This is a genomic window from Hyunsoonleella sp. J2K-J805 (genome assembly GCF_057167125.1).
Genome location: NZ_CM169901.1, coordinates 1,367,247 through 1,391,931, shown reverse-complemented (window position 1 = coordinate 1,391,931; position 24,685 = coordinate 1,367,247). Strand labels below are relative to the sequence as shown.

At 35.4% G+C, this 24,685-nt stretch carries 22 protein-coding genes; 11 read left to right on the top strand and 11 right to left on the bottom strand.

Going from position 1 to position 24,685, the window contains the following annotated elements:
* Nucleotides 1-127: 127 nt before the first annotated feature.
* Nucleotides 128-1,162, top strand: coding sequence for a quinone-dependent dihydroorotate dehydrogenase (locus AC1B0Z_RS06105; RefSeq protein ID WP_483794741.1), 1,035 nt, complete (start codon nt 128-130; stop codon nt 1,160-1,162).
* On the opposite strand, the gene AC1B0Z_RS06100 is transcribed toward AC1B0Z_RS06105, so the two are convergent.
* Together AC1B0Z_RS06100 and AC1B0Z_RS06095 are read right to left on the bottom strand one after the other, a co-directional pair.
* Entirely contained in the window at nt 1,163-3,169 is a 2,007-nt protein-coding gene (locus tag AC1B0Z_RS06100; protein ID WP_483794740.1) for a T9SS type A sorting domain-containing protein, read from the bottom strand.
* Between the two features lie 90 nt (nt 3,170-3,259).
* Complete coding sequence (locus AC1B0Z_RS06095) at nt 3,260-4,192, bottom strand: T9SS type A sorting domain-containing protein (RefSeq protein WP_483794739.1); 933 nt, start codon at nt 4,190-4,192, stop codon at nt 3,260-3,262.
* Nucleotides 4,193-4,298: 106 nt separating this feature from the next.
* Here AC1B0Z_RS06095 and AC1B0Z_RS06090 point away from each other — a divergent pair, with 106 nt between their 5' ends.
* From AC1B0Z_RS06090 to AC1B0Z_RS06060, 7 genes are all read left to right on the top strand, one after another.
* Nucleotides 4,299-5,162: a hydroxymethylglutaryl-CoA lyase gene (locus AC1B0Z_RS06090; protein ID WP_483794737.1), complete on the top strand. Its 864-nt coding sequence runs from the start codon at nt 4,299-4,301 to the stop codon at nt 5,160-5,162.
* Between the two features lie 194 nt (nt 5,163-5,356).
* On the top strand, nt 5,357-6,481 hold the full coding sequence (locus AC1B0Z_RS06085) for a hypothetical protein (protein ID WP_483794736.1): 1,125 nt from the start codon (nt 5,357-5,359) through the stop codon (nt 6,479-6,481).
* A gap of 61 nt (nt 6,482-6,542) precedes the next feature.
* Nucleotides 6,543-7,676, top strand: a complete 1,134-nt coding sequence (locus tag AC1B0Z_RS06080; RefSeq protein WP_483794735.1) for an imelysin family protein — start codon at nt 6,543-6,545, stop codon at nt 7,674-7,676.
* A 2-nt stretch (nt 7,677-7,678) separates the two neighbouring features.
* Nucleotides 7,679-9,040: an HTTM domain-containing protein gene (locus AC1B0Z_RS06075; protein ID WP_483794734.1), complete on the top strand. Its 1,362-nt coding sequence runs from the start codon at nt 7,679-7,681 to the stop codon at nt 9,038-9,040.
* Nucleotides 9,030-11,510: a TonB-dependent receptor domain-containing protein gene (locus AC1B0Z_RS06070; RefSeq protein ID WP_483794733.1), complete on the top strand. Its 2,481-nt coding sequence runs from the start codon at nt 9,030-9,032 to the stop codon at nt 11,508-11,510. Before AC1B0Z_RS06075 ends, AC1B0Z_RS06070 begins: the two co-directional genes overlap by 11 nt.
* 391 nt (nt 11,511-11,901) lie before the next feature.
* The gene (guaB, locus tag AC1B0Z_RS06065; RefSeq protein ID WP_483794732.1) at nt 11,902-13,374 is read left to right on the top strand and encodes an IMP dehydrogenase; all 1,473 of its coding nucleotides are present in this window, start codon (nt 11,902-11,904) and stop codon (nt 13,372-13,374) included.
* 175 nt (nt 13,375-13,549) lie between these two features.
* Nucleotides 13,550-15,925 (top strand): TonB-dependent receptor domain-containing protein, encoded by a 2,376-nt coding sequence (locus tag AC1B0Z_RS06060; RefSeq protein ID WP_483794731.1) that lies wholly within the window; start codon nt 13,550-13,552, stop codon nt 15,923-15,925.
* 7 nt (nt 15,926-15,932) lie between these two features.
* Here AC1B0Z_RS06060 and AC1B0Z_RS06055 read toward each other — a convergent pair whose 3' ends face one another.
* From AC1B0Z_RS06055 to AC1B0Z_RS06035, 5 genes are all read right to left on the bottom strand, one after another.
* The gene (locus AC1B0Z_RS06055; protein WP_483794730.1) at nt 15,933-16,424 is read right to left on the bottom strand and encodes a DUF192 domain-containing protein; all 492 of its coding nucleotides are present in this window, start codon (nt 16,422-16,424) and stop codon (nt 15,933-15,935) included.
* A gap of 1 nt (nt 16,425) precedes the next feature.
* Nucleotides 16,426-17,349, bottom strand: a complete 924-nt coding sequence (gene lgt / locus AC1B0Z_RS06050) for a prolipoprotein diacylglyceryl transferase (RefSeq protein WP_483794728.1) — start codon at nt 17,347-17,349, stop codon at nt 16,426-16,428.
* Between the two features lie 64 nt (nt 17,350-17,413).
* Nucleotides 17,414-18,541, bottom strand: a complete 1,128-nt coding sequence (locus tag AC1B0Z_RS06045; RefSeq protein WP_483794727.1) for a peptidylprolyl isomerase — start codon at nt 18,539-18,541, stop codon at nt 17,414-17,416.
* A 1-nt stretch (nt 18,542) separates the two neighbouring features.
* Nucleotides 18,543-19,091 carry a gliding motility-associated peptidyl-prolyl isomerase GldI gene (gene gldI / locus AC1B0Z_RS06040; protein WP_483794726.1) on the bottom strand — a complete coding sequence of 183 codons (549 nt, stop codon included), beginning with the start codon at nt 19,089-19,091 and terminating at the stop codon, nt 18,543-18,545.
* Nucleotides 19,084-20,103, bottom strand: a complete 1,020-nt coding sequence (locus AC1B0Z_RS06035; protein WP_483794724.1) for a DHH family phosphoesterase — start codon at nt 20,101-20,103, stop codon at nt 19,084-19,086. The genes gldI and AC1B0Z_RS06035 overlap by 8 nt, the downstream gene beginning before the upstream one ends.
* Before the next feature lie 75 nt (nt 20,104-20,178).
* Here AC1B0Z_RS06035 and AC1B0Z_RS06030 point away from each other — a divergent pair, with 75 nt between their 5' ends.
* On the top strand, nt 20,179-20,598 hold the full coding sequence (locus AC1B0Z_RS06030; RefSeq protein ID WP_483794723.1) for a nucleoside-diphosphate kinase: 420 nt from the start codon (nt 20,179-20,181) through the stop codon (nt 20,596-20,598).
* 82 nt (nt 20,599-20,680) lie between these two features.
* Here AC1B0Z_RS06030 and AC1B0Z_RS06025 read toward each other — a convergent pair whose 3' ends face one another.
* From AC1B0Z_RS06025 to recF, 4 genes are all read right to left on the bottom strand, one after another.
* Nucleotides 20,681-20,872 (bottom strand): cold-shock protein, encoded by a 192-nt coding sequence (locus AC1B0Z_RS06025; RefSeq protein WP_130963395.1) that lies wholly within the window; start codon nt 20,870-20,872, stop codon nt 20,681-20,683.
* A 108-nt stretch (nt 20,873-20,980) separates the two neighbouring features.
* Nucleotides 20,981-21,172 carry a cold-shock protein gene (locus tag AC1B0Z_RS06020; RefSeq protein ID WP_130935100.1) on the bottom strand — a complete coding sequence of 64 codons (192 nt, stop codon included), beginning with the start codon at nt 21,170-21,172 and terminating at the stop codon, nt 20,981-20,983.
* Nucleotides 21,173-21,325: 153 nt separating this feature from the next.
* Nucleotides 21,326-21,622, bottom strand: a complete 297-nt coding sequence (locus AC1B0Z_RS06015) for a DciA family protein (protein ID WP_483794722.1) — start codon at nt 21,620-21,622, stop codon at nt 21,326-21,328.
* A gap of 68 nt (nt 21,623-21,690) precedes the next feature.
* A complete protein-coding gene (recF, locus tag AC1B0Z_RS06010) occupies nt 21,691-22,770 on the bottom strand; it encodes a DNA replication/repair protein RecF (RefSeq protein ID WP_483794721.1) in 1,080 nt (359 codons plus the stop codon).
* Nucleotides 22,771-23,112: 342 nt separating this feature from the next.
* Between recF and AC1B0Z_RS06005 the strand changes: the two genes are divergently transcribed.
* Nucleotides 23,113-23,883, top strand: coding sequence for a tetratricopeptide repeat protein (locus tag AC1B0Z_RS06005; RefSeq protein ID WP_483795260.1), 771 nt, complete (start codon nt 23,113-23,115; stop codon nt 23,881-23,883).
* Nucleotides 23,884-23,897: 14 nt separating this feature from the next.
* A complete protein-coding gene (gene ribH, locus AC1B0Z_RS06000; RefSeq protein WP_483794720.1) occupies nt 23,898-24,377 on the top strand; it encodes a 6,7-dimethyl-8-ribityllumazine synthase in 480 nt (159 codons plus the stop codon).
* The last annotated feature ends 308 nt before the right edge of the window (nt 24,378-24,685 follow it).

Genomic DNA, 24,685 nt, shown 5'->3' with positions numbered 1-24,685 from the left:
AGTATTGTCTAGAGCGATAATCTCCATACAATTTACAATTTTTATTGAAATTTACAGGGAAAGAAAGAGACATAATATCAATTTTTTATTTACAGTATTTCAACCTATTTTTGCATAAATATTATAGATGTACAAAACGCTTCTCCGACCTTTATTTTTTGCATTCGATCCTGAAAAGATTCATCATTTTACGTTTAGTTTAATTAAGTTTTCATCAAAAATCCCTGGTTTTCCATCGTTGTTTAGAGGTCTATATACTATTGAAGATAAACGTTTGGAGCGTGAGGTTTTCGGATTAAAATTTAAAAACCCAGTAGGTCTTGCAGCTGGATTTGATAAAAATGCAGTTTTGTACAATGAGCTTGCCAATTTTGGATTTGGTTTTATTGAAATTGGTACCGTAACTCCAAAAGGGCAACCTGGAAATCCAAAAAAGCGCTTGTTCCGTTTGAAAGATGATAAAGGCATTGTCAACAGAATGGGATTTAATAATGAAGGTTTGGATGCTGCCATAGCGCAGCTAAAGAAGAACAAGGGCAAATTGATTATTGGCGGAAATATAGGTAAGAATACTGCAACAAAACCTGAAGACTACACCAGAGATTATTTAGAATGTTTTAAAGCACTACATCCCTATGTGAATTATTTTGTGCTAAATGTGAGTTGCCCTAATGTGGGAAGTCATGCGAAATTGAATGATAAGGACTATTTAGAAGAATTAATTGAAGCTGTTAACAAAGAGAACAATGCTTTTGAAACGCAAAAACCAATTCTGCTAAAGATTGCTCCAGATTTAAATGATGGGCAATTAGATGAAATAATTGAGCTTGTTAAGGCAACAAATCTTGATGGTGTTATAGCCAGTAATACCTCTACAGATAGAACTGGTTTAAAAGCTTCAAAAGCACAACTTGAGGCCATTGGTAATGGTGGGCTTAGTGGACAACCTATAAAGGAAAAAAGTACAAAAGTTATCAAATACCTATCAGAAAAAAGTAATAAGGCATTTCCAATTATTGGTGTTGGCGGAATCCATTCTGCTGAAGATGCATTAGAGAAACTAGGTGCTGGTGCAGATTTGGTACAAATTTATACGGGGTTTATTTATGAAGGACCAAGATTGATAAAACGCATAAATACTGCGATTCTGAATGCGCAATAATTACTTTATAAACTTTTTTACCTCAATATTTCTTCCCTTAACCACGGTTACTAAATATGAACCTTTGGGTAATTGCGAAACATTAATTTGTTGATTGTCTTGTAGGCTACTTTTTAAAAATACTTGTCCCACAAGATTTGATACTGTGAAGTAATCCTCGGCGTTTTTCTTTTCAGAAGTGGATACAATATTTAAAATATTATCCGTAACAGGATTCGGGAATAATTTTAAAGTTGAAGTATCATTACCTTTTTGCGCAACGGCATTTCCTTTTATACTAATACCATCAATTGCAATATCACCCGCCCATCCGTCACCGCGAACAGCTCTAAAGTGAATATTTATAGTTTGCCCGTAAAACTTAGATAAGTTAATTGATTGTGCGATAAAATCATCGGTTTGACTAGTTTGTTGTTCACCAATTAACGGAGAAATAACATCATCAAAATACCCATTTGGAGTTTCGATATCTATGTGAAGTTCACCAATATTATCTCCAAACATGTGATAATAAAACTCTAAAAGTGCATTTTTTTCATTAATACTTATGCATGGAGAAACAAACTCAGCAACATCTCCTTTTTTTGAGCCAGAGGCTTCTGCATAAATATATTTTCCTGAAGTTTTACCACTGGTTTTATCAAGCATAGGACCAGTGCCAGTTGAAACAGTTTCTCCTGTATTTACAAGCCAATTAAAACCATTACCTGAAACATCAATAGCAGACCATCCGTTAGAACTAGCGAAGTCAAAAGTGTCAAAATCAATGTTCATCGTGCTATCTTCATAAGTTCCTACTTTGATAACTTGTGAAAATGTTTTACTTATTGTTGTTACTGCATTATCATCGCTTTCTCCTCCAGTTTTATATACCAAACCACCAGTGGTTACAGTAAGTGTAACGTCATAAATACCTTTTGTGTAGGTATGTGTTGGGTGTTGTTCCGTGTAGTCTACTACATTATCACCGTCCACATCCCATTCCCAAGAAGTAGCGCCGCTACTCAAATCTTTAAAGTGTACCGTTAATTCGTCCCCGCACTCTTGGAAACTGTTGGCTGTAAAATTCACATTGGCAGATGGACAGGACAAATATTGTCTGGCAGACTTATAGAATCCATAAATTCGTGCCAATTGCTGTTCAGAGAAATGCGCCTTACAGCTAGATCGGGAATAAGACATTATGTTATTGGTGTCTGGCGTATAAACATCACCATTAGTATCTTTCAAATTTCCTGTGTACTCACAATCGCTATTCACACAATCCGTTCCAAGTCCAGGGTCTGCCGGAGTATCACAAATCATATCACCATCAGTATCACAATTGGAGCCATCAACCATTTCGGTAGTTAATTCTTGATTGTCAGGACCATGTGTATGCATTAAAGAAAAGAAATGTCCTATTTCGTGTGCCAAGGAAGTACCGTTAAGTCCACAACCGTTATTCATAACAATAACATCAGCACCTCCAAAAGTATTGGAGTACCCACAAAGGCTAACACCTGGTTTTATTTCTACATACTTTGTAAAATAAATATTTATGACACCAGGGGTATAGTTGTCTTGAGTTAAATCTGCTTCATAATCCCTACTAAATTGGTTGTAATAAAGATCGCTATTTATATAGTTTACATCTTCGCACAGGAAAAACTCCATGTAAGCAGCGGCGTATATCTCATTCAAATCGTCAAGAGCCTTGTATAAACCTTGTAAACTTAATCCCGAATCTCCATTAGAAGTGCGCATTATGTGTGCTTTAATAGGAATGGAGTTTAAAGCTGTTGGGATAGGATTTTTACTAGTCCCAGACTTTCTCGCGTTGGCTTTAAGTGATGCAAATTCCTTTTCGTATAGCTTAATGTTATCTTGGAAACTTTGATAATAAGTAAGGGATTCGTCTGTTATTTCAGTGCCACAAAAATTAGATGCATTTTGAGCATAACCACATTTAACGAACGACATAAAAATCGCAAGTATTACTATACTCAAATTTAGGTAAAACTTCATGGGGCACATAGTTTGAGACAAATGTACCTTGTAGTATGATATCTTTGTAAAAAAAACGTTAACGGTAAAATTTTTATCGATAATGTGCGATTATCGAACTAATAACTTTTTAGTTTTACTGTTACCGTCTTCATTATTAAGTTTTAAAAGGTAAATACCTGAAGTTAAGTTTGATATATCTAAATCAAGATTACCAGAATTGTTTTGAACTAAAAACCGATGACTTAATTTACCGAGAATTGAAAAGATTTCAATGTGCTTCAGATTTGTATTTTGAATATTGGAAATAGTAATTTTATCTAAAGCTGGATTAGGGAAAACTCTAATATTATCAATATTATCAGAGATATCACCGTTACTCAAAGTTGAAGAGTTGTAAGTAAATGTAATAGTACCCATCCTATTACCATTAATAGGCGTTCCTGATACCATAGTTATATTTTCTCTAGGGTTGGTTATCGAGTTTCCTGATTCATAGTCTGTTCCAGAGTCGGTACCAGCATCATAGGCAAACATATCGATAGTAAAAGTGCCTTTCCAACCATTGTTTACTGAAGGATTTCCTGATCTTAGGCTTTCGCTATTTACTGCAATAAACCAGTCAGGACTTGGAGCAACCATAGATACCAGCGTAATGTATGGAAAATCTTGGCTTACGCTAACACTGCTAAGTTCTGCTACACTATCTTCTGCTTGGCGAGGAGAGAAGCCAGCTTGTAAGTATTGGTTAGCATTTGAATTTCCATTAATTTCCGATTGAAAATTTGAGGTATTTCCAGTTTCGGCTATATCCTTGATGCCATCTGTAAGTGGTGCGGGGGCTCCAAAGGTTAAAATATCGTTCGTGTTTTTATGCGTTGCCCCTGATAATGGAGACCAGTGCGGATCGTTAGGAATAGAAGTGTGAGCGCTAGCATTCCATATTGTTGTAACCGTAATAGTGTAATCTGCTGAACTTTGACTAGAGAGGGAGCAACTGAATAAGAAAAGGAAGAAGCGAATTAACAGGGTAGCTTTTTTCATAGAATTATTTTGGCAGGTTGCTTACCCTTATTTTGTCGAAACTAAAATAAGAAACTTACGGCATAAAAAATAATAGTATTTTTGAGTTTCGAAATTTTCGAAAGTTATGGCTAAATCCATCAAAATTATTGAGTGCCCACGTGATGCAATGCAGGGAATAAAAGAATTTATTCCAACAGAGCAAAAAGTGCAGTATATTCAGTCTTTATTGCGCGTTGGATTTGATACTATTGATTTTGGTAGTTTTGTATCTCCCAAAGCAATTCCCCAAATGGCAGACACTGCCGAGGTACTCTCAAGATTGGATTTAAGCAAAACGACCAGTAAACTTTTAGCTATTATTGCCAATGTACGAGGGGCAAATGATGCCAGCAAGCATGAGCAGATTGATTATTTAGGCTATCCATTTTCTATTTCAGAAAACTTCCAGATGCGTAATACCCACAAAACTATAGCCCAATCTGTAGATACGCTTTCAGAAATTTTAGAAATAGCTAACGCTTCCAGTAAACAAGTGGTGGTCTATATTTCCATGGGGTTTGGAAATCCGTATGGTGATCCTTGGAATGTGGATATAGTAGGTGAGTGGACTGAAAAACTAGCTAATATGGGCGTTAAGATATTATCACTTAGCGATACTGTAGGAACATCAAATCCTAAAAGTATAGATTATTTGTTTTCTAATTTAATCCCTAGATATCCTAATATTGAATTTGGGGCGCATTTACATACCACGCCATCTACTTGGTTTGAAAAAGTGGATACAGCATATAAAGCCGGATGCAATAGATTTGATGGGGCGATACAAGGTTTTGGTGGTTGTCCTATGGCCAAGGATGAATTAACAGGAAATATGCCTACTGAAAAATTATTATCCTATTTCACTTCAAACGGAAATAACAATCTTAGTGCACTAAGTTTTGAAAGTGCATACAATGAAGCTTCTAAGATTTTTAATCACTTTCATTGATTAGCTAGATTTATTCAAATGTTAAATTTTCGATTTTTATAATTATTAAGATGTTGAAAATAAATTCATTACATTTTTATCAAAATCTTTATTTAAAATTAATCTAAATAAACTTTGCGTAAATAATATTGAGTTTTATATTTGCATGCGAAATAGCTATTTGTAATAAGTCTAAATAAACACAACTTTAAAATATGAAAAAGATTATACTAAGTCTATTTATAGTTTCAGCTCTATTACAATCATGTTCAAATAGTGATGATGATGTAATAACACCAACTTTAACGATTCCTTCAACTTATGTTTCATCTAATTTTAATGCCAATGTAACAGCGGAAAACACCGTAGTAGAGGAACTGGCAACAATTACTTCTGCAGTAAACGCCGCAGAAGCAAATGCTCAAAGCACAGTTGTTGCAGACATACCATACCCAGCAACACTATCTGCTGTAACACTTCCAAATTACAGAAATTTAGTTGCAGATTGGGTAACAGAGTTGGTTAAGGCTGCAAATTCTCCTGATGGATTTCAAAATCCAGGGTTTGGCAACACACCAGACAGCAATCAAGAAGGGGGCTTATTAGGTTCACGTTTACTTGATGAATACGGCTTAGAGCTAGAGCAAATGATACAAAAAGGTTCTTTTGGTGCTGCACTTTATAACCATGCCATTACCGTAATAGATGGCATTAAAAGTGGAGCTGATGGATTTACAGATAGTGGTGCTATTGATAGATTGGTTGAGATTCATGGTACGGAAGTTACTTTCGATCCAGCAGAAACTACAGCTGCGGCTACCTACTCTAGACGTCGTTCTAACTTAACTGCAGAAACAGGTTTCTTTTATGATATTCGTACCAACCTAATCACTGCCAAAGCAGCAATGGAGGCAGGTAGTGCATTTGATTCGCAAAGAGATGCTGCCTTAGATGCCTACCTATTAAATTGGGAAAAGTCAAACTTTGCAACTGTAATTTATTACTGTAATGCGACTAAAAGTCAGCTTACAGCTGCATTTAACCTTGCAGATGGTCCAGATAAAGATGCTGCTTTAGGTAATGCTTTACATGCTTATGCTGAAGGTGTTGCATTTGCACACGGATTTAAAGGGGTGTCTGATAAATTAATTACCGATGCTCAAATAGATGATATTTTAATTGGGCTGTTAGCAGAAGAAGGGCAAAACCCAGAGAGTTACAGGTTTTTAAATGAAACTAGCTTGCTATCTAATTTGGATGCTTTAATTACCGATATTCAAGATATTTATAATTTTACCGACGAGGAAGTTACAAGCTTTTACGTAAATAATAATCCTTAGAAAATTACTTTAGAATAGGAAATATTTAATCTTTCCTATTCTTTTTAAAATTGAAACCAATATGAAGTTTTACAAATTTACCGTTCCAGCCATGGTTCTATGCTTCGTACTAATACTATGGAGTTGTAGTAATGATAGTTCAGGAGGTACACCAGACAACGACGATACGTTTGATAGAGAACTTATGCTTACTAACTGGGCGGATAATATTATAATGCCTGCCTATCGATCCTTTAGGGGTGAAGTAACTGCCCTAAAAACAGCTACAACCGCTTTTGAAAACGCCCCTAGTGAAACGAACTTAAATGCACTGCGTAGCGCTTGGGAAACTGCGTATATATCATGGCAAAATGTAGAATTGTTTAATATTGGACCAGCCGAAACAACATTTTACAGGAACTTTATAAACACTTATCCTACCGACGTTTCAAGTATTGAAGATAATATAGCTAGTGGTAGTTATAATTTACAGGATATTAATTTAAACGATGCACAAGGCTTTCCTGCTTTAGATTATTTACTTTATGGTTTAGCTGAAAGTGATACTGAAGTTTTAGATTTTTATACCACAAATCCAAGTGCTAATAACTACATACAGTACTTAATAGATGTAACTGATAGGATACAAAGTTTAACAGACCAAGTTGTATCTAGCTGGGAAAACGGTTACAGAGACACATTTGTGAACAATAACGGTGCGTCTGCAAATAGTTCAACCAACAGCTTTGTAAATAGCTGGATGCAATATTACGAGGTTGTATTTAGAAATGGTAAAATTGGTTTTCCAGCAGGTGTCTTTTCAGATGGAAATACAAAGCCAGAACTGGTTGAGGCATTGTACAACAAAAATTTATCAAAAACTTTGTGTATAGAAGCTTTAGATGCGTTTCAAAACTTTTTTAACGGGGTAAGTTTTAATGGTAATTCTAATGGTGAGAGTTTAGCTAGTTATCTAAATACGCTAAATACGGTTAGAGATGGAGAAAACCTTTCCACATTAATTAATAATCAATTCAATACATCTAGAACTGCAATATCTGGTTTAAACGATAATTTTTTCCAGCAAATTAGTACTGATAATAATGCAATGTTAGCTGCTTTTGAAACTTTACAATCTAACGTCGTGCTTTTAAAATCTGATATGTTTTCTGCACTTAGTATACAAATTGAGTTTGAAAGCGGAGACGGAGATTAGCTTTGTTACAACGCCTTAAAAAATATTTAACAACTCCTGTAAAGGCCGCTCCTCTAGCGGTCTTTAGGGTTTTATTTGGGTGTTTAATGGTGTTTTCTACCATCAGGTTTGTATCACAAAACTGGGTAGAGAAATATTATATTACTCCACAGTTTCATTTTAAATATTACGGTTTCGAGTTTGTACAGGCATTTGGCTACTATACCTATATTATTTATGCTATTACTTTGCTTGCAGCTATTGGTATAGTAATTGGCTACCGCTATCGTTTAAGTGCTACACTATTTTTTTTAAGCTTTACCTACTGCGAACTTATTGATAAAACCTACTACCTAAATCACTATTACTTTTTAAGCTTAATAGGTTTTTTGCTCATTTTTTTACCTGCAAATTGTTACTTCTCCATTGATGCGCTTAAGAACAGAAAAATAGGGTTTAGCAAAATACCACGTTTCAATATTTTTGCCATCCAACTTATACTTGCTATAGTATATTTTTATGCGGGTTTAGCAAAAATAAATTCCGACTGGCTATTAAAGGCCACACCTTTAAACATTTGGTTACCTTCAAGAGATTATATACCGTTGCTCGGAGACTTGTTTCAAACAAAATGGATGCCTTACCTAATGAGTTGGAGTGGTATGTTATATGACTTAACCATTCCATTTTTATTGTTCTACAAGCGCACTAGGGTCTTCGCGTTTATTGCAGTTGTAGTTTTCCACATTTTAACGCGCGTTTTATTCCCGATAGGTATTTTTCCGTACGTAATGATATTTTCTACTTTAATTTTTTTCGATGCTGCTGTGCACGAAAAAATAATTGGCGTAATTTCGCGGCTATTTAAAATTAGAAAAACGCAACCCGATGCAACATTAAATTGGAGACCGAACTTAAAAAATAAAGCAGTTTTGTTTTTGCTATCTGCCTTTTTTATAATTCAATTATTATTTCCTTTTAGATATGCATTGTATCCTGATGAATTATTTTGGACAGAAGAAGGTTATCGCTATTCATGGCGGGTAATGTTAATAGAAAAAGGTGGGTATTTACAATACAAGGTGGTGAATCCAAAAACGAAGCGTTGGTTTTACGTAGAACATGAAAAATTTTTAACCGACTATCAAAAAAAACAAATAAGGACACAGGCGGACTTTATTTTAGAGTTTGCCCATTTCTTAGAAGCACATTATAAAGCAGAAGGAATAGAAGATCCTGAGATTTATGTGGAGAGTTTTATAGCGCTTAATGGTAGGTTAAGTAAGCGTTTTATTGATCCTACAGTAGATCTTACAAAAGTAAAGGACTCATGGCAACACAAGGATTGGATACTTCCTTTTAACGATAATATTTATGGATTTTAAAACAATAATAACACTGTTTATTAGTTGTTTTGCCCTTGCATTGCAAGCACAATTCAATTTAAAAGGAACGGTTTTAGACGAAAAAACCAAGAGTCCTGTTAGTTATATTCAAGTTTTTAATACGACCACTGGAGATGAAGTAATCACCGATAGCCAAGGTAAATTTCAATTTTTAAATCTAAAAGCAGGGATTTATACTTTAGTGTTTTATAATGATGATTACGCATGGTTTGAAAAAACATTTGCTGTAACGGCGAACGAAGAAATTTTTATTGAAATAAAAAAATCCACAAACCTATCAGAGGTGGTCATAAATGCAAAGCGGAGAAGAGCCTTCGATTTAAAACGCGTAAAGGATGTTGAAGGTACTACCATTTATGCGGGTAAAAAAAATGAGTTTGTGTTGGTAGACCAAATTGTAGGTAACAAATCCAATAGCAATGCGCGACAAATTTTTGCTCAGGTGGTTGGTCTAAATATTTACGAGAGTACAAATTGCGGATTACAATTATCCATTGGCGGTAGAGGATTGGATCCTAATAGAACATCAAATTTTAATACGCGCCAAAATGGTTATGACATAAGTGCTGATGTTTTAGGGTACCCAGAAAGTTATTATACACCGCCAGCAGAAACCTTAGAGGAAATACAAATAATTCGCGGTGCGGCATCTTTGCAGTATGGCACCCAATTTGGTGGATTAATTAACTTTAAGTTAAGGTCGCCCTCTAAAAAACCTTTGGAGGTGGTTACGCGGCAAACCTATGATACTAATTGTGGTTATGGTACTTTTAATAGTTTTAGTGGCACGAATAATAAGTTTAGTCATTATACGTATGTATCATATAAAAATAATTTAAACGAGGCACCACGACCAAATATGGGATTAGAGGCTTTTAATGCCTTTACTAGCTTAAATTATCAACTGTCTCAACACACTAATTTCGGTTTAGAGTTTACACACCTTAATTACACGGCACAACAGCCTGGGGGCTTGACGGATGTGGAGTTTAACCGAAATCCAAACTCTAGTAACCGAACAAGAAATTGGTTTCAGGTAAATTGGAATTTAATTACTGCAAAATTCAATCATGAGTTTTCTAACAATGCCAAATTTAATGCTGTTTTGTGGGGTATGAATTCTTCTAGAAAAGCTATTGGCTTTAGAACGAATAGAGTCTCGCAATTGGATAACTTAGAAGAACCAAGAGACTTACAAGTAGGAGAATTTAGAAATTGGGGCGCAGAGTTACGCTATTTAAAAACTTATACGATTAACAATCAAAAATCAACGTTATTGTTAGGAGGTAAGTATTATCAAGCTTTTAATGAGGAAAGACAAGGCCCAGGAACTAACGGAGCCGATGCTAATTTCAATTTTGTAGATTACGAAATAGAGGATTTGCCAGTAGAGTTAAGACAAAGTGATTTTAATTTTCCAAACTTTAACAGTGCTGTTTTTGCTGAAAACATTTTTTATTTGAATGACAAACTTTCATTAACGCCCGGTATTCGTCTAGAATATATAAAAACTGAAAGTGAGGGTTCCTTTCGCTCCTTAAATAGAGATTTGGCGGGCAATGCATTACGCGACTCGACATTTGTTGATAACCGGACGAGGGAACGTTATATTGTGCTTTTAGGATTGGGGGCGAGCTATAAACCGACTAAAAATATAGAGTTTTATGGTAATTTTAGTCAAAACTATAGGTCGGTTACGTTTAACGATATTCGTATTATCAATCCTTCTTTTCAAGTGGATGAAAATATTGATGACGAAAGTGGTTTTACAGCAGATTTAGGCCTGCGTGGGCGCTACAAAAAAATACTTTCTTATGATACCAATGTTTTTGGGCTTTTATATAATGATAGAATTGATGAGGTTATTAGAACAGCAACGCGTATAAACGCCTTTGGTGAAACGGTTGAAAACGGACGCGTAGTTAGGTTTAGGGGAAATATAGGAACTGCGATTACTTATGGGTTTGAAGGTTTAGTAGACTGGAATTTAAGAGAAACTTTTTTTTCTAAAAACAACGAATATAAGTTTAACTATTACGTGAACTTAGCGTTAACAAATTCAGAATTCTTAAAATCTGAAGAGGCTGGTGTGGAAGGCAAGGCTTTGCCATTTGTACCTAATGTAAATTTAAGAACGGGTGTAAAGTTGGGTTACAAAAATTTACTGGTAGATCTGCAGTACTCATACCTCTCAGAGCAATTTACCGATGCTTCAAATGCGCCACAGGATCCAAACGATAATGTAAGCGGTATTATTGGTACAATTCCAGCCTATGACATTTGGGATGTATCATTATCCTATCGGTATAGAAAATGGACGCTTGAAACTGGTGTAAATAATCTGTTTAATAAGCAATATTTCACCCAACGTGCAACAGGATATCCAGGTCCTGGAATTATTCCAGCATTACCAAGGAGTTGTTATGCAACCCTTCAAATTAAGTTTTAACTACCTTGTAGAAATGACAAAAGCAGGTATTACATAGTGTCTTGGGTATAAAAGACGCTTGCGGATAGTTGCGTGAGGGATCGCAGCCCCTCGACTGTGCTCAGGATAAACTCCATCCTTTTTGCGGAGATTTTAATGGCTAGAATCTTATTGATGATATACTGAAACGCGTTAAAGGCTGCTGCGCAGAAAGATATAGCCCTTCGATTCCACTCAGGATAAACTTCAAGCGCGACCCGAGCACGGAGGTTTCACGAAACAGAGATGTTGTACACCGAGGGTAACGCCCAAAAAACACGCCTGTGACATCACGATTTAAGCTAAGATAAATTTAACGTTTCCTTGTGTTATTTTATGTATATTTGCACGCAATTATAATCGTAATTGCATCATGACTGCACATCAAAACAAGATTCTTGGAGAAGGTTTAACCTACGATGACGTTCTTCTAGTTCCAGCCTTTTCAGAAGTTTTACCTAGAGAAGTTAATATCCAAACAAAGTTTACGCGTAATATTACCATTAACGTACCTATTATTTCTGCTGCAATGGATACGGTTACAGAAAGTAAAATGGCAATTGCCATGGCGCAAGAAGGCGGTATAGGTGTACTTCATAAAAATATGACTATCGAGGCGCAAGCTATGAAAGTGCGTCGCGTTAAACGTGCAGAGAGTGGTATGATTATAGATCCTGTAACACTCCCATTAACGGCTACGGTTGCAGACGCGAAACAGAACATGGCAGAACACAGTATAGGCGGTATTCCGATTATTGCTGAAGACGGTACACTTAAGGGTATTGTTACCAATCGTGATCTACGTTTTGAGCATGAGAATAAAAAACCCATTACGGAAGTTATGACGAGTGAAAAACTTGTAACTGCCTCGGTGGGAACTTCGTTAAAAGACGCCGAAATAATTCTACAAGAAAATAAAATTGAAAAGTTGTTAATCGTTGATGACAATTATAAACTATCAGGATTAATAACATTTCGGGATATTACAAAGCTAAGTCAGAAACCAAATGCTAACAAGGATCAGTTTGGGCGCTTACGAGTTGCTGCCGCCATTGGAGTTACGGGCGATGCAGTGGATAGAGCAGAAGCGTTAGTAAATGCTGGTGTGGATGCTGTGGTTATAGATACTGCCCACGGCCATACTAAGGGCGTAGTTTCTGTGTTAAAGGATATAAAGAAAAAATTCCCAGAGCTAGATGTTATAGTAGGTAATATTGCTACAGGTACCGCAGCTAAATATTTAGTTGAAGCTGGTGCTGATGCTGTTAAAGTAGGTATTGGTCCAGGTTCTATTTGTACTACTAGAGTTGTAGCAGGAGTTGGATTTCCTCAATTCTCAGCAGTTTTAGAAGTTGCCGCGGCTATAAAAGGCACTGGAGTTCCCGTAATTGCTGATGGTGGGATACGTTACACAGGAGACATACCAAAAGCCATTGCTGCTGGTGCAGATACGGTAATGTTAGGGTCGCTTCTAGCGGGAACTAAAGAATCACCTGGAGAAACTATTATTTATGAAGGCAGAAAGTTTAAGTCTTACCGAGGCATGGGTTCTGTAGAAGCTATGAAAGAAGGGAGTAAAGATAGGTACTTTCAAGATGTTGAAGATGATATTAAGAAATTAGTACCTGAGGGCATTGTAGGTCGTGTGCCCTATAAAGGCGACTTATATGAAAGTATTCATCAATTTATTGGAGGGCTTCGAGCTGGCATGGGCTATTGCGGTGCAAAGGATATTGAGACTTTAAAAGAAACTGGTCAATTTGTAAAAATTACGGCTAGTGGCATTAATGAGAGTCATCCGCATGATGTCACCATTACTAAAGAATCTCCTAATTATTCTAGGTAGTTATTCTGTAAATTACTTCATGGTTGTATAGGTTTTAGTAATGGCACTATTGATAAATATGTGTTAAAACTTTACAAAAACCATCGGCTTGAAAGGATATTACTTAATAACTTCGCTCATTATAATTATGCGTTTGTCTATCGCATAAGTATTAATTCATATATTTTACAGTATAATGAGACTAAAACAAGTATTCCTTCTAATTATTATTGTATCAGTTTTTTGTAGTAGGTATAAGCTTTCAGCTCAAAATATTGAAATTAAAGGGAAAGTTATAGAAGCATCTACAAGCCAACCGTTGGCCTACGCTACCATAGCCCTTCTCGAAAATACAACTAACGAAACAATTGCTGGGGTAATTACCAAAGACGATGGTACATTCAATATAGAAACTAAAGCACAACAATTTTATATCCAAGTTAGTTTTATCGGCTTTGTTTCAAAAACCATAACCGATTTTGATGTATCCCGTCGAAAAATCAATTTAGGAGTTATTACTTTAAAAGAAGATGCCGAACAACTAGGCGAGGTTATAGTTGAGGCAGAAGTGTCCTCATCTCAGTTTAAATTAGACAAGCGTGTATTTAATATTGGAAAGGATTTGAGCAGCACTGGGGCAAGCGCTTTAGAAGTATTAAACAATGTGCCCTCGGTAAATGTAGATATTGAAGGTGCAATAAGCTTGAGAGGTAGCTCTGGTGTACAAGTGTTAATCAATGGAAAGCCTTCGATATTAACGGATGATGGCGGTGCTTTGGGTAGCATTACGGCTGATATGATTGATAGAATAGAGGTGATTACCAACCCATCTGCCAAATATGATGCCGAGGGTACGTCTGGCATAATAAATATCGTAATTAAAAAGGATGAACGTAAGGGGCTTAATGGAGCCTTTAGCTTAAACACCGGTATACCTGACAACAATAGTTTTGGGCTAAGTTTGAATCGACGTTCGGAGAAGTTTAATTTGTTTACACAGCTTGGTTTAGGAAGAAGAGTATATCCTCGAGATTCTGAAAACAGAAATGAAAATTTTGAAAGTGGAAATTCTGTTTTTAGTGAAGGTAGAGACCTAAGGGTTGAAAAGTTTTATAACATCACCCTAGGTACGGATTATTACATAGATGCAAATAATGTAATTACCCTATCAGGAAATTTTGCTTATGAAATAGAAGACCAACCATCAACTATAAATTTTAGTGCTTTCGATGGTGCTGACAATTTAACATCGGAGTGGATTCGTACCGAAAATACAGAAGCCACCAACCCTAAATGGCAGTATGAGTTGGTATATAAACGCGATTTTGAAGATCATGAAGATCATGATTTACTAATAAGTGCAACAGGTAATTCTTTTGGAAAAGACTTGACGTCACTGTTTCAAGATGCTACAGTTTCTGGTGAAGACAGAGATAACACCCAAAATACCAGAACCGATTATTCTGATAATACCTATACGTTTAAACTCGATTACACCAAGCCATTTTCAGAAGTTTGGACCATGGAAACGGGTGCGCAGTACGTTATCAATGATATTGGTAACGATTTTGAAGTACAGGATTTGGTTAACGGTGAATTTGAAACAGATTTAGGCTTAACCAATAATTTTCAGTTCGATCAAAAAGTATTAGGTGCTTATTTAATTGGAGGCTATGAATTTGAGAACTGGGGAGTTAAAGCGGGGCTAAGGTTGGAACAAACAGATTTAACCACGGTGCTTGTTACCACAAATGTATCCAATAATCAAAACTATACTAATGTATTTCCAAGTATCCATACGTCTTACAAAATATCAGATGCGGTGTCCTTACAAGCTGGTTATTCGGCAAGAATTAATAGACCCGGAATGCGAGAACTTAACCCGTTTTTCAACATTCGAAACAATTTTAACATCCGCCAAGGTAATCCCGAACTTATGCCAGAGTTCACAGATTCTTATGAGTTAACTAGTATTTTTGATATAGGTAAAACCTCTTTGAATTTTGGAGTTTTCCATCGTTTTACTACCGATGTGGTAGAGCGTATTTCGTTGTTAGAAGATAATGTTAATATTAGTATGCCGGAAAATATTGGGACGAACAGTACGTTTGGAGCAGAGTTTAATACAAAGTACAATCCTGCCAAATGGTTAACCTTTAATTTTGATTTTAATTACAATCAATTTAATAGAAAAGGAACTTTTGAGAGTACCGTTTTTGATTTTAATGGCAACCAATGGAGCTCAAAACTTATGGCAAAATTTAAGTTACCTGCAGATGTGGATTTAGAGGCAGTGGGCAATTATAGATCTAAAGTTAAAACCGTTCAAGGTGTAAGAAGTGCAAATACCTTTTTAGATATTGGCGTTCGTAAAAAAATATTAAAGAATAAAGGTGTCATTAATTTGAGTATCCGTGATGTGTTTAAATCTCGATTCTTCGAAAACTTTATTACACAAGGTAACTCTGAAGCCTATAGTTGGAGCAGACGAGGAAGATTTATAGCCATAGGTTTTAGCTACGGATTTGGTAAAGGTGAAGCTATGGAGTATTCAGGAGGCAAAAGGCGTTAACATCTTTTTATTTGCGGTTGAATACGACAGAATCTGCCACTTCAAGATGCCATTCATCAACCAAGCCAGCATTAACTTCAAGGACATATTTTGCAGGCCCTCCTGATGGAAGTGAAGTTTCATCAAAAGGTTTGGCATTTTTTTGAAAACTTAGGATGGCTTTATTCGCATTGATGTAAATTATATCTAGCGGAATTCTGGTATTCTTCATATAGAAAAAGCGCTCGCGTTCATCTTCAAAAACAAACAACATGCCTTGTGTGTTTTTCATACTATCGCGGTACATTAATCCCGTTTGGATATCAAAATCAGTATCAGCAATTTCAATATCTAATGTTGCTTTTAAAGAATCATTTTCAGTCTTAAATATAGAAAGTTCACCTTCTTTTGTAAAAGTTACTTCAGTTTGTTTTACAGCCTTAGTTTCTTTCTTGCATGACGTAAAGCTGATGCTTAAGAAAGCGAAAATTAGAAAGTAAATTAAACCACTCTGTTTCATTTTATGAAACGGGTTTTTTAGGTTTATAAAGAAACATAAAATAAAACCCAATTAGTATAAATGGTATGCTTAACCATTGGCCTGTGTTTAAATTGAACCAGTTGATGTATTCGTCCCCTTGAGGTTCTTTGAAGCGTTCCACAAAAAAGCGGATAGACCAAAGGCACACTAAAAATAACCCAAAAAGAAATCCTGTTTGGTCTTTTTTAGAAGTCTTGGAATAAAAATACCATAATGCAAGAAATACGAAAATATATAAAAACGATTCGTAGAGTTGTGCTGGATGTCTGTAAGGAACGGCTGCTAACCATTCTTCATTATTGGCAATGGCATTGTATGCTTCTTGTACATCTTTAACGCCTGTTTTTCTGGTAACTTCGTATTTATTGTAATGATCTTGAACAAAACGAACACCTAATGGAAAATCTCCTGATACTTTTCCAATAATTTCAGAATTTATAAAATTACCTATTCTAACGAAAACAGCACCCGATGCTACTGGTATCACCAATCTATCTAAAATCCAAAGTAAAGATTTGTACTTGTATTTTCTTCTATACAGGTACATCCCAATTATTACACCAATTGCAGCACCATGGCTTGCCAATCCTTGAAACCCAGTAAATTCTATCCCATCTTTAAAACTAAAAGGAAGGAATATGCTAAAAAAATCCTGTTGAATTAAGTCACGTTGATAAAACAATACATGTCCTAATCGTGCACCAAGCATTGTAGACAATACCACATAAATAAACATGGGGTCTAGGTATTCCAGTTTCACTTTTTCTTTGGTATAAATACGTTTCATGATATACCAACCTAAAATAAAAGCGATAACCCACATTAGGCTATAAAAATGTAGCTTGAAATTACCAACTATATCAATTCCTGTAACAGGGTTCCAGTCGAACTTTAATGCGTGCATGAAAATTGTTTTACTGCGTAAATATAAAGGTTTAACAACACTTATCTGTTAAAATTTTGTTTAGCTATTTTGCCAAACTTAAAATTTCAACTTCAAAAATAAGATTTGTTTTTGGAGGGATGCCACGGTTACCAGCTTCTCCGTAAGCTAAATGGTATGGTATGAATAAAGTAGCCTTATCTCCAATATTAAGTTTTTGTAAGCCTTCCTTAAATCCAGCAATCATAGGAGAGTCTGGACTCAAATCTGCAGTAATGGGTATATATCTATTCGCTGCTTTTTTTCTTTGACTAACTGCTCCAAGTGTTTCGGCCAAGGTTAAATTACTTGTGTCAAGCAACCTGCCATCTTCAAAAAAAAGTGCATAATGTGTTTTCGCTTTGGAAAACACCTTTAAAGGTTCACCATTCCCTTTTTCAGTGATAAAATATTTTAAACCAGACTCTAACGTTATAGCTTCTTCTTTTTGCTTTGAATGTTTTCTAACAGTCTCTTTTAAAATCTTTTCTCTTCGCACTTTTTCAGCTTTTTCTCTTTTTTCTCTCTCAGCGAAATGATTTTTAAATACCTCTGGAGCATCAAACTGTTTTGCTGCTGTGCCTTTTCGTATAATATTTAGTTGATTGATAACCACGCTATCTAGAGGTTTGTCTTTTGCGTCAGTAGCAACATTTGAGATGGAATCTTGTATATCCAAGCCAATAACCAATTCACCAAAAATACTGTAACGGTTATCTAAATCTGGTCTTGGTACTTCGGTAATGTAAAACTGACTACCATTAGAGTTAGGTCCAGGGTTTGCCATTGCAAGAATTCCAGGTTTATTATGTTTTAAATCTGGATGAAATTCGTCCATGAATCGGTAACCTGGTCCTCCCAGGCCCGTACCCAACGGGTCTCCTCCTTGAATCATGAATTTATCTTTCACTCTGTGGAAAATGAGTCCGTTATAGAATTGTTTTTCTTTGAGAGAATCTGTTACCAATGTGTTCGTACCCTCGGCAAGTGAAATGAAATTCGCGGAAGTTACGGGTGCCTTCTTGTAATGCAATTTCGCAACCATTTTTCCTTTTGTAGTATTGAATTCAGCATAAATACCATCTTCTAATTCTGGATATTGCGATTTACAACTTGATAGACTTACAATGAAAACTACAATACATAAAGTGCAGGCAATATTAAACTTAAACATACTAGTTATCTTGTACTTTGGTAATAGAGTTTAAAGTAACTTCAGCAATTAGAGGCACATTTGTGCCAATTTTGTTTTCGTCCCCATAGTAACCATATGCCTTTTGTGAAGGAAAAAGAAATGTTACAGTTTCTCCAGGTTTCATCAATTTTAAACCTTCGCGAAGCCCTGTGAACAATTCTTGTTTATCCATGGTATAATTCAGGTTTTTGAAATAATCAACGGGATAAATCAAATCGCCTTTCAAGTTTTTAAGATGATATGAATAGTTAACGATATCACCAAAACCGGGTGTTAGTGCAGTCTCCTCGATGGTTTTTGTGTTGTAGTAATACCAAAACCCGTTTTCTGAAGCAATGTATTCATTACTATCGTTAGCCTCCATTATATCTTTAATCAAGGCCTGTTCCTTGGCATTCAGTTTTTTATTGCGTTCTACAGATTCGTCAATAAAAGAACCTGATTTTACGGAGACAGGTTTACGAGCTTCAGGAGTTTTGCAACCGAAGCCAAAAATCACTAAAAGTACTAAGGCATAAAATTTATTCATGATTTAGGGCATCTTTATATTGAGGCAATATACTAAGAAATTTTTCAACCGTTGATTTTAGTGGTGCTTCACTACGTCCACCTGCTGCATTGTTATGTCCACCACCGTTAAAATGTGCTCTGGAGAATTCATTCACTGAAAAACTACCTTTTGAGCGCAGTGAGATTTTAATAATGCCTTCTTGTTTATCTTCAATGAAGATGGCCGCAAAAATGATGTTGTTTAAGGAAAGTGCATAATTTACTACACCTTCTGTATCTCCTTTTTTGTAGTCAAATTTGCGTAATTCATCTTGAGACAATGTGATATATGCAGTTTTTAGTTTAGGCAGCACTTTCAAATTGGTTAAAGCACAGCCAAGTAATTGCAAGCGGTTGTAGCTGTTGGTGTCGTAAACATTGTTGTGTATGTCGGCGTTTTTTGCCCCTTTATCAATAAGTTCTGCAACAATACGATGTGTTGTACTTGTTGTAGATGGAAACCTAAATGATCCCGTATCTGTCATAATGCCTAAATACAAGCACGTAGCAATATCTACATCAATTTTATCCGTGCTGCCCAGCATATCAACAAAATGATAAATCATTTCGCAAGTAGAGCTCATAGATACATCACTATACATGTAAGTTGCATAGTCATCAGGTGCTTGGTGATGGTCTATTAAAATTTTAATGGCCTCTGAAGCCTCAAGCGCGGGTGCCATTACTCCAGTTCTGTGGAATGCATTAAAATCCAAAGTAAAAATAATATCAGCTTTTTCGATAACTTTATTACACTCTTCAGATTGAGAATCATACTTCATAATAGAGTTTTCCCCAGGAGCCCATTTTAAAAATCCGGGATAATCATTTGGTGTTATAACCTGAGTATTATGATTGTATTTATTTAGAAAATGATATAACCCCAGAGTAGAGCCAATAGCATCTCCATCTGGGTTTTTATGTGGTACTATTACTATGTGTTTCGGCGTGCTTAACAGCTGTTTTATCGCCGTAATATCGTTTATATCCATAAGGGACGAAGATACAATTTTTTAAACTTGCTTTTTATTGAAAATACGTTACTTTTGCGCCAAATAAAAAATGAAATGGCAACAAACAGAACATTTACAATGCTTAAACCAGATGCAGTTGAAAAAGGGCATATTGGTGCAATATTAGAAAAAATTACAGCCTCAGGGTTTAGAATTGTGGCGATGAAATTAACACAAATGACAAAATCAGACGCCCAAGAGTTTTATGCGATACATAAAGAGCGTCCATTTTTTCCTGAGTTAGTAGAATATATGACACGTGGTCCTATTGTGGCGGCAATTTTGGAGAAAGATAACGCAGTTGAAGATTTTAGAACGTTAATTGGAGCTACAAATCCAGCTGATGCTGCTGAAGGTACTATTAGAAAAATGTACGCAGATTCAATTAGCGAAAATGCAGTACACGGAAGTGATAGTGACGATAACTCTGCCATTGAAGGTGCTTTCCATTTTTCTGGGAGAGAGCAATTTTAAGATACAAAGCATTTTAAAAAATGAAAAAGCCCGAGACTTGGTCTCGGGCTTTCTTGTAAGAAAAAAAGTGAAATAATATATATTAGATTACTTTTACGTTTACTGCGTTTAAACCTTTTCTTCCTTCCTGTAAATCGAATTCTACATTGTCACCCTCGCGAATTTCATCGATTAAACCAGAAATGTGAACAAAATGTTCCTTTTCTGAACCTTCTTCTGTTATAAATCCGAATCCTTTTGAATCGTTGAAGAATTTTACTGTTCCTGTACTCATTGTGTTAAATATTAAATTAATGTAATTGTGTATTCAAATTTAGTGCCACAAAAAAAGTCTATTACAAAAAGCAATAGACTTTTCATTGTAATTGTTAAAGTATATACGTTAAATAACTTTTACGTTTACTGCGTTTAAACCTTTTTTACCTTCCTGTAAATCAAATTCAACGTTATCGCCTTCACGAACTTCGTCAATTAATCCAGAAATGTGAACAAAGTGTTCTTTGTTTGAACCTTCTTCAGTAATGAATCCATATCCTTTTGAATCATTAAAGAATTTTACTGTTCCTGTACTCATGTTAAAAAAATTAAATTATTAAAGCACAAAGGTAATATTTAAAATAATTGTAAATCAATTATTTACGTTTTTTTTTTTCTTTTAAAGAAGGCTTAAATGTCTTGTAAACAGTGCTCTAAGTTTTAAAAACCCTTCTTAAAAATAATAAATAGATTATCGCAGTACAATTTTTTTGACAATTTCTTTGCCCAATTCTTCATTTAGCATAATAATTATCTTTTGTTTGCCATAGTTTAACTCTTCTCTAAGAACGCTAGAGCTCAACTGGATATAAAGGGTATGGCGTTCTAGTTTTACAGAAGTTGTATAATTGTTAACGCCATTGCCCATAAGTTTCGCCCATGCCTCGGCAGCATTTACTTTGTCTAAACCTTTTTCCAGTTTATTGGTTTCAACAAATTCTTTTAATGCATCTTTTATACTGATATGTTCGTTATGGCGTTTTGGCATATTTTAGTATTAAGTATTAAGTATTAAGTATTCAGTATTCAGTGTTTGGTCAACTGTCTTCCGTCAAATTACAACTTAAAAATCTCACAGCTCTGATGCACCTGTTTTACGGCTATTTCGGTTCTTTCGGCATGGGTATCACTTATAAATAGCTGTCCGAAATTCTCATCATCCACTAATTTAATAATTTGTGTAACACGTTGTTCGTCTAATTTATCAAAAATATCATCCAGTAATAAAATAGGATTAACACCACTTTGCGTTTTAATAAAGTCAAACTGCGCTAATTTCAGTGCAATTAGAAATGATTTTTGTTGTCCCTGACTTCCAAATTTTTTAACAGGATGTCCTCCAATATGAAATACTAAGTCATCTTTATGAATCCCAACATTTGTGTACTGTAACGCCTTATCTTTTGCGAGGCTATCGCTTAACAGGATGTTTAAATTATCTTTAGATAAATGACTTTCATATACCAAATTGACTACTTCATTTCCATTGCTAATCGCTTCATAACGCATTTTAAAAATAGGAATAAATTCTTTTAAAAAAGCATCTCTTTTTTCAAAAATAAAGGTGCCATATTCAGTTAACTGCTCGTTATAAACTTCTAGAGTATCCGCATGAAACGTATGATTTAGAGCAAAATATTTCAAAAGCGCATTGCGTTGCGCCAAAACCTTGTTGTAATTAATAAGTTGTAATAAATAGGTCTTATCACTTTGCGAGATAACACTATCCACAAATTTTCGGCGCGTACTACTCCCTTCAATAATCAAATCTCTGTCGGCAGGCGAAATAATTACAAGAGGCAAAAAACCAATATGATCGCTAAACTTTTCATAAGCTTTACCATTTCGCTTTATCACTTTTTTTTGTCCACGTTTTAAGCTAACACTTACCTTTTCATGCTTTTCTTCCTTTTCATAATCGCCGTTAATTACAAAAAAATCTTCAGTGTGCTTTATATTTTGAAGTGCGATGGGGTTGAAATAACTTTTTCCGAAGGACAGATGGTAAATGGCATCCAAAATATTTGTTTTTCCAACACCATTATTCCCAACGAAACAGTTTATTTTTTCATTGAAATTAAAGGATTGACTTTCAAAATTTTTATAGTTTACTAATGAAAGTGATTTTAAAATCATTAAATAATTTAGCGTATTACGTGTTAAACTTTTCAACCTTATTTTTGGGCGTTACCCCACCCTTCGACAAGCTCAGGGCAATCGGGGTCGGGCTTTCCGTTAAAAGTTTTGGTTCGATGCACGCCTCACCAAAAGCTACCACTGCAATCCCTAACGCGGGCATATCTGCCAGCATAGTATTGTATACCTGTAGTTGTTTTTTTTATCAAGGTCTTTCAGCAATAATTAAACTCAACTCACAGATATAACAAAAAGAAGTGCAAATTATCGAAAAATAACAAATAAATAGCCTTTTAGTTATGAAGAAAAATTATATTTTTGCGCGACGATAATTTTCAAGATATGGCAACTTATAAGAAACGAGGATATAAACCAAAAACCCAAGCGGAGAAGGAGCAAAATATAGAGGAAGGATCAACAACTGCTGAGGTTTTTAATACGCTAGATGAGACAGCTTCGAAAACGGAGGCATTTGTAGCCAAAAATCAAAAATATATTTTCATTATTGTTGGTGTTGTGGCAGCAGCTGTTTTAGGCTCGCTAGCTTATAAAGAATACGTTGCTAAACCCAAGCAACTTAATGCCATGAACGATATGTTTCAGGCACAAAAGTTTTTTAACGACGCGGTAAATGGGGTTGCAAAAGATTCTTTATTTAATATGGCACTAAATGGTGGTGAAGGAAAATATGGGATGTTGGACATAATTAATGAATACAGTGGCACACCGGCTGCAAATCTTGCTAATTATTATGCTGGTACGGCATATTTAAGACTAAAAGATTATAAAAATGCGGTGGCATATTTAAGTGAGTTTGAAAGTGATGATGAGGTTTTAGCACCTTTGGCTAAAGGGAATATTGGAGATGCCTTTGTGCAGTTAAACCAACCTGAGGATGCCTTAGGATATTATGAAAAAGCCATCGCGCTTAGAGATAACAGTTACACAACGCCAATGTATTTATACAAAGCAGGAGCGTTGGCCTTAAAGTTAGGGCAAGCAGATAAAGCCCTAGGATACTTTAAACGTATAAAAGAAGATTATCCGGATTCTAGCGAGGCGTCTACCATAGACGTTTTTGTAGGAAAAGCGGAGGTTTTAGCGAGTAAGTAATTCCATAAACATATATGGCAACTACAAACTTATCAGATTACGATAAAAATACGGTCCCAGACGCGAATAAATTTCGGTTTGGTATTGTTGTTTCAGAATGGAACAGTAGTATAACTGAGGGTTTGTACAAGGGAGCTTACAATACCTTAATCGAGCATGGTGTGTTACCAGCTAATATTGTACGTTGGAATGTTCCAGGAAGTTTCGAGTTGATTTATGGTTGCAAAAAAATGCAGGAACAAATGGTAAATGCCGTTATCGCCATTGGTAGTGTAATTCAAGGAGAAACCAAGCACTTCGATTTTGTTTGCGAAGGTGTCGCACAGGGTATAAAAGACCTTAACGTAATGCGTGAAACTCCAGTCATTTTTTGTGTTCTTACAGATAATACTATGCAACAGGCCGTTGAGCGTTCTGGAGGAAAGTATGGTAATAAGGGCACCGAGGCTGCTATTGCTGCTATAAAAATGGCAGAACTTCGTAGAAATAGCTAGCCGTCTCTATGTGAATTCTTAAAACTAAAATGAAACGTCTACTCTAATAAAGGGGTGTAAATAATTGGAATTTAGCTTTTGTTTTTTGGAATTTGGTTATGCGTTTTGTTAACAATTTTTAGCAGTAAACACCGTTTTTTCTGTGGTTTTTTAAGTATTTTTGAGAGATAACAGCAGACCGTGTTTAAGCAGCGCAAACATAAAACCTTTAATTACAAACCCCGTTTTTCAAAAGATAATGCTGAGCATGAGATAGAAGAAGAAAAAAGGGAATTCGCATCAAAATGGCGAAAAGAAAGCGGTAAGAA

Coding starts and splice junctions, on each gene's coding strand:
- AC1B0Z_RS06105 (WP_483794741.1), top strand. CDS start 128: ATGTACAAAACGCTTCTCCGACCTTTATTTTTTGCATTCGATCCTGAA.
- AC1B0Z_RS06100 (WP_483794740.1), bottom strand. CDS start 3,169: ATGAAGTTTTACCTAAATTTGAGTATAGTAATACTTGCGATTTTTATG.
- AC1B0Z_RS06095 (WP_483794739.1), bottom strand. CDS start 4,192: ATGAAAAAAGCTACCCTGTTAATTCGCTTCTTCCTTTTCTTATTCAGT.
- AC1B0Z_RS06090 (WP_483794737.1), top strand. CDS start 4,299: ATGGCTAAATCCATCAAAATTATTGAGTGCCCACGTGATGCAATGCAG.
- AC1B0Z_RS06085 (WP_483794736.1), top strand. CDS start 5,357: ATGAAAAAGATTATACTAAGTCTATTTATAGTTTCAGCTCTATTACAA.
- AC1B0Z_RS06080 (WP_483794735.1), top strand. CDS start 6,543: ATGAAGTTTTACAAATTTACCGTTCCAGCCATGGTTCTATGCTTCGTA.
- AC1B0Z_RS06070 (WP_483794733.1), top strand. CDS start 9,030: ATGGATTTTAAAACAATAATAACACTGTTTATTAGTTGTTTTGCCCTT.
- guaB (WP_483794732.1), top strand. CDS start 11,902: ATGACTGCACATCAAAACAAGATTCTTGGAGAAGGTTTAACCTACGAT.
- AC1B0Z_RS06060 (WP_483794731.1), top strand. CDS start 13,550: ATGAGACTAAAACAAGTATTCCTTCTAATTATTATTGTATCAGTTTTT.
- AC1B0Z_RS06055 (WP_483794730.1), bottom strand. CDS start 16,424: ATGAAACAGAGTGGTTTAATTTACTTTCTAATTTTCGCTTTCTTAAGC.
- lgt (WP_483794728.1), bottom strand. CDS start 17,349: ATGCACGCATTAAAGTTCGACTGGAACCCTGTTACAGGAATTGATATA.
- AC1B0Z_RS06045 (WP_483794727.1), bottom strand. CDS start 18,541: ATGTTTAAGTTTAATATTGCCTGCACTTTATGTATTGTAGTTTTCATT.
- gldI (WP_483794726.1), bottom strand. CDS start 19,091: ATGAATAAATTTTATGCCTTAGTACTTTTAGTGATTTTTGGCTTCGGT.
- AC1B0Z_RS06035 (WP_483794724.1), bottom strand. CDS start 20,103: ATGGATATAAACGATATTACGGCGATAAAACAGCTGTTAAGCACGCCG.
- AC1B0Z_RS06030 (WP_483794723.1), top strand. CDS start 20,179: ATGGCAACAAACAGAACATTTACAATGCTTAAACCAGATGCAGTTGAA.
- AC1B0Z_RS06025 (WP_130963395.1), bottom strand. CDS start 20,872: ATGAGTACAGGAACAGTAAAATTCTTCAACGATTCAAAAGGATTCGGA.
- AC1B0Z_RS06020 (WP_130935100.1), bottom strand. CDS start 21,172: ATGAGTACAGGAACAGTAAAATTCTTTAATGATTCAAAAGGATATGGA.
- AC1B0Z_RS06015 (WP_483794722.1), bottom strand. CDS start 21,622: ATGCCAAAACGCCATAACGAACATATCAGTATAAAAGATGCATTAAAA.
- recF (WP_483794721.1), bottom strand. CDS start 22,770: ATGATTTTAAAATCACTTTCATTAGTAAACTATAAAAATTTTGAAAGT.
- AC1B0Z_RS06005 (WP_483795260.1), top strand. CDS start 23,113: ATGGCAACTTATAAGAAACGAGGATATAAACCAAAAACCCAAGCGGAG.
- ribH (WP_483794720.1), top strand. CDS start 23,898: ATGGCAACTACAAACTTATCAGATTACGATAAAAATACGGTCCCAGAC.